Source organism: Sphingomonas sp. S6 (assembly GCF_043498045.1).
Taxonomy (GTDB): Bacteria; Pseudomonadota; Alphaproteobacteria; order Sphingomonadales; family Sphingomonadaceae; genus Sphingomonas.
This window is the reverse complement of sequence record NZ_JBIEOE010000004.1, coordinates 320,283-332,891: the sequence shown is the minus strand read 5'-3', so window position 1 is coordinate 332,891 and position 12,609 is coordinate 320,283. Positions and strand designations below refer to the sequence as shown.

The window sequence follows — 12,609 nt, the reverse complement described above, 5'->3', positions numbered from 1 at the left end:
ACCCCCTCGCCCCCTCTGCACGCCATCGCTAGGATCACCCGCATGAACGACACCGCCTCTGCCGGCGGCGCCTCGGGCGCCAGTCTGATCCCGAGCACCACCGACGCCTTCACCGCCGCGCATCTGGCGATCATCGCCATCTTCGCGCTGCTGACGATCGTCGCGATCATCTGGGGCATCCGACTGAAGCGGCAGCGCCGTACGGCGGAGCGCGATATCGCCGATCACAATGCCGAAGTGGCACGGACCGCGGACGACACGCCCGCACCGACACAGGTAGCCCCGACACCGGCACCGCCACCGGTAGCGGCGCCCGCGCCCGTCGCGCCACCGCCCGTCACGACGCCAGCACCGCAGGCGGCCGATCCCGCACCCGACATGCCCGCGGCGACCGACCCGATCGCCGACGAACCGATCGCTGCCAGCGCACCGCTGGACGCCGCACCGGCGCAGGAGGCCGCGTCCGCACCGGCGGCCCCCGCACCCGTCACCGCCGATCCCGCCAATGCCCCGGTGTCGACGCTGAAGGGCCTCGGCCCCAAGCTCGCCGCGCGGCTCGGCGAACTCGGCATCAGCACCGTGGGTCAGGTCGCCGCGCTCAGCCCCGAACAGGCTGCGGCGCTCGATGCGCAGCTGGGGCCGTTCGCCGGTCGGATGGATCGCGACCGCTGGATCGAACAGGCCCGCTTCCTCGCGGCCGGCGACACAGCCGGGTTCGAACGCGTCTTCGGCCGGCTGTAACGCGCCGGCGCGCCTTACTGGTCGAAATCGTTGGTCACGTCGTCGGTGCCGTGCAGGCGGCGCCACAGGCCTTGCGTGCCCGCCTCCTGCGCGCGGTTGACGAATTGCGATGCGACCAGCCAGCCCTTGATCGGCCGCAGCGGCAATAAAGTCCCCGCAACCATCACCGGCACCGACGTGATCAGATGCACCCAGAAGGGCGGCTCGAACGCCACCTGCAGCCACACGACGAAGAAGATCAGCGGCAGTGCGATGATGCACAGCGAGAAGAAGGCGGGGCCATCGTCCGGCGCGGCGAAGCGATAGTCGAGTCCGCAATGCTCGCAGCGATCGACGATCTTCAGCCACGATCGGAACATCCGCCCCTCGCCGCAGCGCGGGCACAGCCCCTTCCAGCCGCAATGCAGGATCCAGCGGAATGTGGAGGGCTGGGCGGGCGTGTCGGGCTGTTCCATCCGCGATAGGTGGGCACGCCCGCCCCCGCCGTCGATGGGACGAATTGTCCTATGCCAGGCGGATATTGCCTTATGTTAGCGAGATAGCATCGAAACGGACGCTACCGGCATACCGGCCGGCCACATCAAATCTCGCTAACGAGCAATTTGTCGATGCGGCGGCCATCGAGGTCGACGACCTCGAATCGCCAGCCCTGTTCCTCGAAATGCTCGCCCTCGCCCGGCAAATGGCGGAAGGCGGCAAGCGCCAGACCGGCGACGGTCGCGTAATCGCGGTCCTCGGGCAGGTCGATGCCGAGCCGTTCGGCGAGCGCGTCGGCCGCCATCGTGCCGGCGACCAGCAGCGACCCGTCGTCGCGTACCACCACGGAGGGCGCCTCGTCGGGATCGGCATCGCTCGCGAACTCGCCCGCGATCGCGGCAAGCAGGTCGGCCGGCGTCACGATCCCTTCGAAATGGCCGTATTCGTCGTGGATCAACGCCATCGGCACTTCCGCCTGGCGCAGCGCGATCAGCGCGTCCATCGCGTCGATCCGATCGATGACGACCGGCGCCTTGCGCATCAGCGTCTTGAGGTCGAGCGGCTCGCCGCGGAACAGCGCAGAGGCGATGTCGCGCGACTGGACGACGCCGACGACCGCATCGACCGACCCTTCCGCCACCGGCAGCCGGGTGTGCGGCGTGGCGAGCAGGATGTCGCGGATACGGTCGGCGTCGAGGTTGCAATCGAGCCAGTCGACTTCGGTGCGCGGCGTCATCACCTCGCGCACCGGCCGGTCGGCGAGGCGGACGACGCCCGAGATGATCGTGCGCTCATGCTCCTCGATCACGCCCGACTTGCTGGCCTCGGCGACGATCAGGTGCAGCTCCTCCGCCGTCACCTGGTCTTCCGATTCGCGGTTGAGGCCGAGGATGCGAAAGACGAGCGCGCTCGACGAATCGAGCACCCAGACGAGCGGCGCGCAGACCAGCGCGATATAGCGCATCGGCAGCGCCACCAGACTGGCGACCGTTTCGGGCTTACGCAGCGCGAACTGCTTGGGAACGAGCTCGCCGATAATCAGCGAGGCGTAGGTGGTGAGGCCGATCACCAGCGCAAAGCCCAGCGTTTCCGCTGTATGTGCGGACAGGCCCAGCAGCTGCAGCCGGGCAGCGGTGGGGCTGCCCAGGCTCGATCCCGAATAGGCGCCCGCCAGAATGCCGATCAGCGTGATGCCGATCTGCACGGAGGACAGGAATTTGCCGGGATCGGCGGCGAGTTGCAGCGCGGCGGCGGGGCCTTTGCGCCCCGAACGCGCCATCGCCTCCAGCCGCGCCTTGCGCGACGAGACGATCGCGAGTTCGCTCATCGCGAATACGCCGTTCAACGCGACGAGCGCGAGGATGATGAGGACGTCGATCCAGGGGAAGGGCGGAAGCGGTGCCATCGGCGTGACGTGTCTTTGCCGTACAAGTCCGGCCGCGACAACCGCCTGATTGCACCGTAGCCGCGGAAAGTGCGTTGCACTCGCATCGGCCCCCGGCTCATCCACCGTTCAGATCGCAGGCGGAACAAGCCGCTTCGGACCTGAGTTATTCCCCTCAGACGAAGGCCACCTGCAAGCAAAGGGACATCATGCGCTCCAAATTCCTCGCCGCCGCCGCACTCACGGCCCTCGTTACGACCAGCGCCTGCACCACCGATCCGGAAACCGGCCAGCGCCGCATCTCGTCGACCGCGATCGGCGGCATCGGCGGCGCGCTCGGCGGCTATCTGCTCGGCGACCTGGTCGGCGGCCGTAACGATCGTACCGCCAAGATCCTGGGCGCCGGCATCGGCGGCCTCGCGGGCGCCGGCATCGGTGCCTATATGGACAAACAGGAACGCGACCTGCGCGCCCGCACCGCCGGCACCGACGTGCAGGTGACGCGCGAAGGTGACAATCTGATCCTCAACATCCCGTCGGGCATCACCTTCGGCTATAACAGTTCTGCGGTGCAGCCGCAGTTCCAGCGCACGCTCGACCAGGTCGCCGACACGCTGTCGCAGTACAACCAGACCTTCGTCGACGTGTATGGCTTCACCGATTCGACCGGCTCGGATTCGTACAACCAGCAGCTGTCGGAACGCCGCGCGGTATCGGTCGCCGACTATCTGGCCGCGCACGGTGTGCAGGCCGCCCGTATCGGCACGCGCGGCTTCGGCGAGAGCAACCCGGTCGCCTCGAACGACACCGAAGCCGGCCGCGCCGCCAACCGCCGTGTCGAGATCAAGATCGTGCCGATCTCGCAGAACGACCTGCGTCAGTAAGATGCCTTTTTCCCGCCGGTGCCATTGGTGCCGGCGGGTGTTTGGCGCTGAGACGCGCGCCGCGGCCCCGGTTTGGTTCGCGCGAAGACGCGAAGACGCCAAGCGGTCGCATTCAAGGCACCGTCAGCGCCAATCATTCCGTGAGGGACAGGCTGCGCCGGCCAAGACCGCACCCTCTCTGCGCCCCCCAGCGCCTCTGCGCGCACAATCCATGAAACAGACCAACGCGGCTCCACGGCGCGACCCCTTCGCGTCTTAGCGTCTTAGCGCGAACCCGATTACCGCCGGTCGCGAAAGAAAGCCCGCAGCAGCGCCGCCGCCTCAGCCTCACCGATCCCGCCGTACACTTCCGGCCGGTGATGCACGGTGGGTTGCGAGAACAGCCGCGGCCCATGCTCGATCGCCCCGCCCTTGGGGTCGCTCGCACCATAATAGAGCCGCCCAATCCGCGCATGCGCGATCGCCCCCGCACACATTGCGCAGGGCTCCAGCGTTACCCACAGATCCGCCTCTTCCAGCCGCTCACGGCCCAGCCGCGCCGCCGCCTCGCGGATCACGCGCATTTCGGCATGGGCGGTGGGATCGCACAGCGCGCGCGGTGCATTGGCAGCCTCGGCGATCACCTCGCCGCGCCACAGCAGCACCGCACCCACCGGCACCTCGCCTGCCGCGGCGGCGGCAGCGGCTGCGTCGAGGGCGCGTCGCATGGGGGGCGGCAGGGGAAACATCGCCCCCTCCTGCCCCCGATCCCCGATTCGCGAAAGCGCCCCTTATTGGGCGTTGCCCGGCCGTTCGACGTTCACGGTCGGCACCTCGACCGTCTTCTTCTCGGTGCCGACGCTGACGCGGGCGACGTCGGCCTTGAACTGCGGCGCCTGCACCAAGGCCGGGCGCGTCTGATCGATATTGATGAAGCCGAAATACATCAGCGCCACGACGATGAGCGCGATGACCCCGAGCAATGCCAGCAACGTGCGCATGTGAACCGTCCCCTGTTCGTGACCTTTACGATGGCGTAACAACGCCGCGTGTCCAAGTCCGTTGCACCCGGCATTCGACGGTGCGCGGATCGCCCCATGGTTGACGGATCGCCGCGAAGCCGCTAGTGGCGCCGGCTTTCCGGGCAACCGAATTCAGGATTTAAAGCCATGTCGCGCATTTGCGAGCTGACCGGCAAGGGCCGGCAGGTGGGTCACAACGTTTCCCACGCCAACAACAAGACCAAGCGCACGTTCCTGCCGAACCTGCAGAACGTCACGCTGATGTCCGATTCGCTCGAGAAGAGCGTGCGTCTGCGCGTGTCGACCCACGGCCTGCGCTCGGTCGAGCACAATGGTGGTCTCGACAACTGGCTGGTGAAGACCGGCGACGACAAGCTGTCGCTGCGCTGCCGCCGCCTGAAGCGCGAAATCGTCAAGAAGCTGTCGGCGACCGCCGCCGCCGCGTAAGCGGTCAACAGCGACGTTCGTTTCCGGCTTGCCAAGGCCCGCTGCTCCCCCGGAGCGGCGGGCTTTTGGCGTTGATGATGGCGGCGCAGACAACCAGGGCGCGGGTGGATCGCCCGCTCTTCGACGGCGCGCGGTTCGTCAGCGCGAATCGAGCCGGAACTTCAGCAGCAACGTCCGCTGCATCGGCAGCTGATTGTCGTCGGACACCAGCCAGACGATCGTCGCGCCATCCTCGATCGTCGTCGCGACCCCTTCGAAATTGTCGTGGATCAGCGGCGAATCGAGCGTCGCGAGCAGACGCCCCCGCGCCACGGCCCCCGCGCGAATCGCCGATGCCGGCACCAGCGAAAGGCGATTGCTGAACCGAAAGGGCAGCCGGAACGCCCGATCGAGCACCAGCAGGTCGCCGTTGGGCAAGGCGGTCGCATCGGCGGGATCGTACCGCCCATAGGGCATGTAGGCGAAATAGACCGGCCGCGTGCGGATCGGATCGCCGGGGAAGAGTAACGCGGTGCGACTGTGCAGCCTTTCGGCTTCCGCCCCCGTCCAATGGGCTGGCGGGACATGCGCATCTTCGCTGATCGTCACGAATCGCCCGTCCGGCAGGCGCGCGAGCGATTCGGGGCCGCCGTTGATCGGCCAGCGTGCCATCTCGGCCGGCGTCCGCTGCGCCTCTGCCCGCGCGAAGCCGGGAGCGTAGCGCCAGATGGCGTTATAGCGCTCATATCCCACCCAGATCTGTCCCGTCGTCGGATCGACCGCCATCGATTCGGTGTCGCGGTCTCGCTTCTCCCACCCGGTGCCCGGTCCCTGCGGCAGGTTCTGAAACTGCACGCCATGCGGCCGCCAGTCCGCGCCCATCGTGAAGGCGACGATATTGCCGCCATCGCTGAGCAGCGTGAACCGGTCGCCGTTCGGCCGGCGTTCCACTTGCAGAGACGAATAGCCGCCGAACGCCGGATCGCGGCTGCGCAACTCGGCACCGCCGAGATACGTCAGCGATCCCAGCCTGCGACGCGATGGATCGGCAGGGTCGAGATCGACGCGCCGCACGGTCAGTTCGGGATGCCGCCCCAGCAGCGGCAGGCGTTCTTCCCCCGCCCAGCCGGGGACGATCAGCAACACCGCCAGGATGACGAACAGCACACGCATGCCGCGCCTCATAGGGTGCGGAGCGGCAAGCGGCACCCCTGCTCTGCCTGAACGGACGATAACGGGCGCATTCAGGGTTCGGTCAATGCGACTCGGGCAAAAGACATGCATCGACGACGGGCAGGTGCCCCCCCGCGTCGCCGTCGAAACGGACAGATTACGGACGGGAGAAGACCCATGCTGAAGACCCTGAGCCTCGCCGGTGCCGCGCTCGCCATGACCGCCTCGGCCCTCGTGCCGGTCAGCGCCGCCTCTGCGCAGCGCGGCTATTACGGCGGTTATGACCGCGGCTACGCGTATGACCGCGGCTATCGTGACGATCGCGTCTATCGCGGCGACCGTGGCTATTACCGCGACCGCGGCAACGCCCGCCGCTGCAATGACGGCACCACCGGTACGGTGCTCGGTGCGATTGCCGGTGGCCTGCTCGGCCGCACGATCGACACTCGCGGTGACCGCTCGCTCGGCACCGTCCTCGGCGCCGGCGCCGGCGCCCTCGCCGGCCGCGCAGTCGAGCGGTCGGATCGCCCCGGCTATTGCCGGTAACGATTAAGCCCCGCGTAGCGTAACGGGGTGTGAGGCCCGGTCTTCCCTTGGGAAGGCCGGGCCTTGTGTTGTGCGTGAAGTTCGTGACCTCGCCCCACTCACACCGTCATTCCGGACTTGGTCCGGGGTCCACCGGGCCGCGAGAGTAGCGCCCGTGGTGCGTGTTCTGAGCCTCGAGCCGTCATGGACAAAGGCGCCGGGCGCCTGTTCGCTTCGGCAAAACGTCACCCCAACGAAGGCTGGGGTCTCTCTCGGCTCTTACGCTGCGCTGCGGGGACGGCGTCTTAGCCTTGCGCCGCCCCTCGCCGAGCGTAGATCCCGCGCCGCGACAGGGCTTACGGAGCGGCACAGGGGCACAATTCGTGCCCACAAGGACGCCGGCAAAGCCGTCGTCGGACGGGTTCGCCCTTTGGCGACCCGCCGCCCGTGCCGGGCGATACGCTCTCGCGTACTGGCGCGGAGCGCCGCTCCGCGCCGTCGCCCGTCAGTACATATGCTGCCCGCCGTTCAGGCTCAGCGTCGATCCCGTCACGAAGCCCGCATCTTCCGAACACAGGAAGGCGACGCCGCGCGCGATTTCGCTCGCCTGACCCAGGCGGCCGACCGGGATCTTGGCGACGATCTTCTCCAGCACGTCGCTCGGCACTGCCGCCACCATGTCGGTGTCGATATAGCCCGGCGCGATCGCGTTCACCGTCACGCCGGCGCGTGCGCCTTCCTGCGCCAATGCCTTGGTGAAGCCGTGGATACCGCTCTTCGCCGCGGCATAGTTCACCTGTCCGTACTGGCCCGCCTGGCCGTTGATCGAACCGATGTTGACGATCCGCCCCCATTTGCGCTCGCGCATGCCGGGGAAGGTCGCCTTGGCCATGTTAAAACATCCGCCCAGGTTGGTGTCCATGACCTCTTTCCACATCTGGTAGGTCATCTTCAGGATCGTGCCGTCGCGGGTGATGCCCGCATTGTTGACGACGATGTCGACCGGCCCCAGATCCGCGGCCACCTTCGCGCAGCCGTCCTGGCAGGCGTCGTGATCCGCGACGTCCCATTTGTAGGCGGCGATGCCCGTACGCTCGGTGAACTCGCGCGCCCGTTCGTCATTGCCGGCGTAATTGGCGGCGACGGTGATGCCGGCCTCTTTCAGGGCAAGGCTGATCGCCTCGCCGATGCCACGCGTACCACCGGTGACGATCGCTACTCTGGCCATTCCAACCTCTCCCGTTAGACGTTCGGTGGGACGCTAGGCGGGCGCCCGGACGGTGGCAATGGCGGAACCGGGGCCGGACCGGTATTTCCATATTTCGTTACGGAATCCAGCCTTGCAGCTCGCGGTGCAGCAAGGTCCGCAGCATCGCCATGCCCGGCGCGCCGTCGTTCAGGCAGGGCAGATAGGCGAAGTCCGTGCCGCCCGCCGCGATGAAACTGTCGCGGCCGCGGATGGCCAGTTCCTCCAGCGTCTCGAGGCAATCGGCGGAAAAGCCCGGCGCCACCACCGCGACCTTGCGCACCCCTTGCGCGGGCAGGGCCTCCAGCGTCTCGTCGGTCGCCGGCCCCAGCCATTTCGCCGGCCCGAACCGCGACTGAAAAGCGATGGTGAGCTCGCGATTCATGGCCTCGGACAGCAATCGCGCGGTCTTCTGGCAATGGCAGTGATACGGATCGCCCAGCTCCAGCGTCCGCTTGGGCATGCCGTGAAAGCTGGCGACGATCCGCTCAGGCACGAAATCGAGGCCCGCAAGCTGCGATTCGATGCTCTCCTTCAGCGCGGCGATATAGGCGGGGTCGTCATGATAGGGCGGCAGCGTGCGAATCGCGGGCTGCCAGCGCATGCCGGCCAGCGCGGCGAAGGCCTTGTCGTTGGCGGTCGCGGTCGTCGCAGCACAATATTGCGGATACAGCGGCGCGATCAGGATACGCTCGCACCCGGCATCCTTCAGCGCCGCCAGCCGGTCGGCGATCGCCGGATTGCCGTAGCGCATCGCATAATCGACGATCACGCCCTCGCCGAACGCGTCCGTCAGCGCCTGCGCCTGCCGCCGCGTGATCGCGGCGAGTGGCGAGCCCTCGTCGCTCCACACCAGCCCGTAGGCGTGCGCGGATTTCTTCGGCCGGGTGTTGAGGATGATGCCGCGCAGGATCGGCTGCCACGCGATCGGCGGGATCTCCACCACCCGCCGGTCGGACAGGAATTCGCCCAGATAGCGTTTCACCGATTTCGCATCGGGCGCATCGGGCGTGCCGAGATTGGTGAGCAATACCCCGATCTTGCGGGGCGGAATCGCGGGATGGCCGGCGGGAATCGTCATGGCTTCGGCTGTAGCGGCAGTGTGCGCAGCCGCCTACCGGTCGCGGAGAAGACGGCGTTGGCGATCGCGGGCGCAACGGCGGGCACGCCCAACTCGCCCACCCCGCCCGGTGCCTCGCCCGAAGCGATCAGCTCCACGACGATGTCCGGACTGTCCGCAAGCCGCGGCAGGTTCAGCCCCGCAAAGCCGTGCGCGCGCGTCCGCCCACCCGCCATGCCGGTCGAGGCACCGAGCGCCTGCGCCATGCCGAAAATCAGCCCACCCTCGATCTGCTGGCGGACGAGGTCGGGGTTGACGATCCGCCCGCAATCCACCGCCGCAACCAGCCGGTCGACGCGGATGCGGCCGCCGTCCTCCGCCGACACCTCTGCCAGCACCGCAATGCGACTGCCGCGAAAGGCATGTGCGGCGATGCCCTGCCCCGATCCGTCCGCGCCGCCGTCCCAGCCGCCCAGCGCCGCAACCGTCGTCAGGCAGCGCGCCAGCCGCGGCTCGCCGCCCAGCATGCCGATCCGGTACGACAAGGGTTCGGTACCCGCGACATGCGCCAGTTCATCGATGAAACATTCGGTGAAGAAGGCGGTGTAGCCGTGCGCGCCGCCGCGCAGATGCCCGGTCTCGATGCCGATGTCGGCGGAATGATGCGCGATGGCATAGGCCGGGATGCGATAGACCGGTGTCGCGCCCGCCACCGCATAGGGATCGCCGCGACCCAGCAGCGCGCCCGCACCGGGCAGCAACCGTCGGGCGAGCGCATGGCCCGTCGCGGGGGCCGCGATCGCTGCGTCCCAGGCGGCAATGGCGCCGTTGCTCGACAGCCGGGCCCGCAGCGTCGCGCGGGCGGGCGGGCGGAAGCGATCGTGCAGCGTTTCCTCACCTCGCGACCAGACGAGATTGACCGGACGCTTCAGCTGCATCGTCAGCAACGCCGCCTGTTCGGCGATCACCGTGTCCAGCCGCGCACCGAAGTCGCCGCCCGCCAGCGTGCGATGGATCACCACCGCCCCCGGCGACAGACCCGCAACACGCGCCGCCGCCGCCCGTGCCGCCGCGGGGGCCGCGGTCGGCAGCCACAGCTCCAGTCGCCCGTCGCGATACGCCGCCGCCGCGCTCGCCGTTTCCAACGCACCATGCACGCCCAGCCCGACGCGATAGTCCGCCGACACGACGCCACCACCCTCCAGCAACCGCGCCGGGTCGCCTGCCGTGGCCATGGCCTGACCCGGCGCAGCCAGCGCCTCGGTCAGCGCGCGGTCGATCGCGGAATCGTCGGCGAGCGGCGTGTCGCTGGCGAACCGCGGCGCGAGCGCCTCCAGCGCGCGATTCGCGGCCCACCAGGTCGTTGCGACCGCTGCCACCCATTTGGGGTTCTCGACGACCGCCAGCACGCCGCGGATGCGATCCGCCGCGGCGCGATCCACCGCAACCAACCGCGCATCGCCGATCGGGCCCTGCCGGATGGCGGCATGCACCATGTCGGGCAGGCGGATATCGCCCGCAAAGCCCGCCGAGCCATCGACCTTGGCCGGCACATCAATGCGCGGCACCGCCTGCCCTGCCAGCTTGCCCGCGCCTGCGACGCCGATCGGCAATGGGCTGGGCACGCTTTCGCGCGCCGCCTCCGCCGCCAGTGCCGCAAAGCGCAGCCGGTCGCGGCCGTGGACGATGAAGCCCGCCTCCGCGCTGCACGCGGTCCAATTGACGCCCCAGCGTCGCGCCGCCGCCTTGCACAGCAGCGCCCGCGCGGTCGCGCCCGCGGTGCGCGCATCGTCCTCGAACATGCGAAGACTGGTCGATCCGCCGGTCAGCATCGCGTCGCTGCGTTGTGCATAGCTGTCGTAGAGGTGCTGCGGCAGCCGCGCGAGCGTGCCTTCGAACAGCGATTCGAGCGCCAGCGGGTTGGCATAGAGCGCATTGACCGGCGCCGCCTCGACGCCGACCGTGCGCCAGTCGGCGCCCAGTTCGTCGGCCACCACCTGCGCCAGCGCGGTATAGATGCCCTGCCCGTGCTCCAGCTGCGGCACCGCGACGGTGACATGGCCGTCGTCGCCGATCTTCAGCCATGCGCCGAACGCGGTCTCGCCGGGCGCGATCGCGAGGTTCGGGGCATAGGCGCGCGGCCACACCCCCCAGGCGACGACCAGCCCGACGCCCGCGCCCCCCGCGACGATCACCTTGCGCCTGCTGATCCCTGCCATGGCACCGGCTCTACCGGGGGCAGGCGACGGGCGGAAGCGGGTTGATGGCGGGCGCCCCTCCTGACTTCGGGAGGGGCGCCCGTCGTTTAGATCGCGTCCAGCGCCTGCGCGAAGTCGGCGATCAGATCGTCGGCATCCTCGACGCCGATCGAGATGCGCACCAGGCTGTCGGTGATCCCCAGCGCGTCCTTGCGTTCCTGCGGCACCGACAGGTGCGTCATCGCGGCGGGGTGGCTCGCCAGCGTCTCGGTGCCGCCCAGCGATACGGCCAGCTTGGCGATGCGCAGCGCGTCGAGGAAGCGGAACGCCTCCGCCTCGCCGCCCTTCAGGATCAGCGAGAAGGTGGAGCCGGCACCCGAACAATGGCGGCGATAGATGTCCGCCTGCCGCTCCTGCCCCGGCTCGTCACCGAAGAAGCCGAGATAGCCGACGCGCTCCACCTTCGGATGCGTGCGCAGATAGGCACAGACCTTGGCGGCATTCTCGCCCGCCCGGCTCATGCGCAGTTCCAGCGTTTCCAGCGACCGCAGCAGCATCCACGCGGTGTTGGGATCGCAGATCGTGCCGATCGTGTTGCGCATCGATCGGATCGTATTGATGTGCGCCTTCGACCCCAGCACGCCACCCGCGACCAGATCGCTATGGCCGCCGGCATATTTGGTCAGCGAGTAGACGACGATATCCGCACCATGGCGCAGCGGCTGCTGCCACAGCGGCCCCAGGAAGGTGTTGTCGATCGCAATCGGCGGCTTTTCCGCAGCGTCAGCGAAGATCGCATCGCGGCTCGCTGCCACCGCCTCGATATCGACAAGCGCGTTGGTCGGGTTCGCCGGGCTTTCGAGATAGATCAGCGCGACGTTGCCGGTCGCGGCTTCCGTCAGCACCGCGTCGATCTCCTCGCGCGTCGCGCCGGCCGGGAAGTCGAGCCACTTCACCCCGAACTTGCCGAGGATGCGGCCGATCAGCGTCTCGGTCGCGGCATAGAGCGGGCCCGAATGGACGATCGTGTCGCCGGGCTTGGTCATCGCGAGGAACAGCGTGGCGATCGCCGACATGCCGCTGGAGAAAGCGAGCGCGTCCTCCGCCTCGTCCCAGATCGCGAGGCGATCCTCGAGGATTTCCTGGTTCGGCCCGTTGAACCGCGAATAGACGAGGCCATCGGCGCCGCCGGGCCGCTTGCCGGTCACGCCCTCGAAATGGCGCTTACCCGCCGCGGCATTGGGGAAGACGAAGGTCGAGGTCAGGAAGATCGGCGGCTTCAGCGCGCCTTCGGACAAGGCCGGGTCGAAGCCGTGGCCCATCATCATCGTCGACGGCTTCAGCTTGCGGTCGCCGATCGTCTGCGGCGTGTCCGCGGGCAGATTGCCCCCGACGCCGGTGATCTGTGCTTCATCGGGCATGATACTCTCCTTTGCCGAAGAGCATAGCGCCGACTGGTAACGTTGGATACTATCCGATCCTCCGTCATTCCCG

At 68.4% G+C, this 12,609-nt stretch carries 13 protein-coding genes; 4 read left to right on the top strand and 9 right to left on the bottom strand.

The genetic code is table 11. The features are described from left to right. Nucleotides 1-42 precede the first annotated feature (42 nt). Nucleotides 43-741, top strand: coding sequence for a hypothetical protein (locus tag ACGVWT_RS09315; RefSeq protein ID WP_315460807.1), 699 nt, complete (start codon nt 43-45; stop codon nt 739-741). Between the two features lie 14 nt (nt 742-755). On the opposite strand, the gene ACGVWT_RS09310 is transcribed toward ACGVWT_RS09315, so the two are convergent. Together ACGVWT_RS09310 and ACGVWT_RS09305 are read right to left on the bottom strand one after the other, a co-directional pair. Further along, on the bottom strand, nt 756-1,196 hold the full coding sequence (locus tag ACGVWT_RS09310) for a DUF983 domain-containing protein (protein WP_315460808.1): 441 nt from the start codon (nt 1,194-1,196) through the stop codon (nt 756-758). A 125-nt stretch (nt 1,197-1,321) separates the two neighbouring features. Next, nucleotides 1,322-2,623 carry a hemolysin family protein gene (locus ACGVWT_RS09305; RefSeq protein ID WP_116460339.1) on the bottom strand — a complete coding sequence of 434 codons (1,302 nt, stop codon included), beginning with the start codon at nt 2,621-2,623 and terminating at the stop codon, nt 1,322-1,324. A 188-nt stretch (nt 2,624-2,811) separates the two neighbouring features. On the opposite strand from ACGVWT_RS09305, the gene ACGVWT_RS09300 reads away from it, so the two are divergent. Next, the gene (locus ACGVWT_RS09300; RefSeq protein ID WP_116460338.1) at nt 2,812-3,486 is read left to right on the top strand and encodes an OmpA family protein; all 675 of its coding nucleotides are present in this window, start codon (nt 2,812-2,814) and stop codon (nt 3,484-3,486) included. Between the two features lie 278 nt (nt 3,487-3,764). On the opposite strand, the gene ACGVWT_RS09295 is transcribed toward ACGVWT_RS09300, so the two are convergent. After that, a complete protein-coding gene (locus ACGVWT_RS09295; protein ID WP_043060924.1) occupies nt 3,765-4,193 on the bottom strand; it encodes a nucleoside deaminase in 429 nt (142 codons plus the stop codon). Nucleotides 4,194-4,256: 63 nt separating this feature from the next. Further along, a complete protein-coding gene (locus ACGVWT_RS09290) occupies nt 4,257-4,466 on the bottom strand; it encodes a hypothetical protein (protein ID WP_017980309.1) in 210 nt (69 codons plus the stop codon). Nucleotides 4,467-4,634: 168 nt separating this feature from the next. On the opposite strand from ACGVWT_RS09290, the gene rpmB reads away from it, so the two are divergent. Continuing rightward, nucleotides 4,635-4,934 (top strand): 50S ribosomal protein L28, encoded by a 300-nt coding sequence (gene rpmB / locus ACGVWT_RS09285; RefSeq protein WP_017980310.1) that lies wholly within the window; start codon nt 4,635-4,637, stop codon nt 4,932-4,934. 138 nt (nt 4,935-5,072) lie between these two features. Here rpmB and ACGVWT_RS09280 read toward each other — a convergent pair whose 3' ends face one another. Then, the gene (locus tag ACGVWT_RS09280) at nt 5,073-6,086 is read right to left on the bottom strand and encodes an esterase-like activity of phytase family protein (RefSeq protein ID WP_315460809.1); all 1,014 of its coding nucleotides are present in this window, start codon (nt 6,084-6,086) and stop codon (nt 5,073-5,075) included. A 177-nt stretch (nt 6,087-6,263) separates the two neighbouring features. On the opposite strand from ACGVWT_RS09280, the gene ACGVWT_RS09275 reads away from it, so the two are divergent. After that, the gene (locus ACGVWT_RS09275) at nt 6,264-6,632 is read left to right on the top strand and encodes a glycine zipper 2TM domain-containing protein (protein WP_116460335.1); all 369 of its coding nucleotides are present in this window, start codon (nt 6,264-6,266) and stop codon (nt 6,630-6,632) included. A 484-nt stretch (nt 6,633-7,116) separates the two neighbouring features. On the opposite strand, the gene phbB is transcribed toward ACGVWT_RS09275, so the two are convergent. The 4 genes from phbB to ACGVWT_RS09255 all read right to left on the bottom strand — a co-directional run bounded on the left by phbB (nt 7,117) and on the right by ACGVWT_RS09255 (nt 12,536). Further along, nucleotides 7,117-7,839 (bottom strand): acetoacetyl-CoA reductase, encoded by a 723-nt coding sequence (gene phbB / locus ACGVWT_RS09270; RefSeq protein ID WP_116460334.1) that lies wholly within the window; start codon nt 7,837-7,839, stop codon nt 7,117-7,119. A 97-nt stretch (nt 7,840-7,936) separates the two neighbouring features. Beyond that, on the bottom strand, nt 7,937-8,938 hold the full coding sequence (gene hemH, locus ACGVWT_RS09265; RefSeq protein WP_315460810.1) for a ferrochelatase: 1,002 nt from the start codon (nt 8,936-8,938) through the stop codon (nt 7,937-7,939). Further along, entirely contained in the window at nt 8,935-11,136 is a 2,202-nt protein-coding gene (locus ACGVWT_RS09260; RefSeq protein WP_315460811.1) for a molybdopterin cofactor-binding domain-containing protein, read from the bottom strand. The genes hemH and ACGVWT_RS09260 overlap by 4 nt, the downstream gene beginning before the upstream one ends. 86 nt (nt 11,137-11,222) lie before the next feature. Beyond that, nucleotides 11,223-12,536 carry a cystathionine gamma-synthase family protein gene (locus ACGVWT_RS09255; RefSeq protein WP_116460331.1) on the bottom strand — a complete coding sequence of 438 codons (1,314 nt, stop codon included), beginning with the start codon at nt 12,534-12,536 and terminating at the stop codon, nt 11,223-11,225. Between the last annotated feature and the right edge of the window lie 73 nt (nt 12,537-12,609).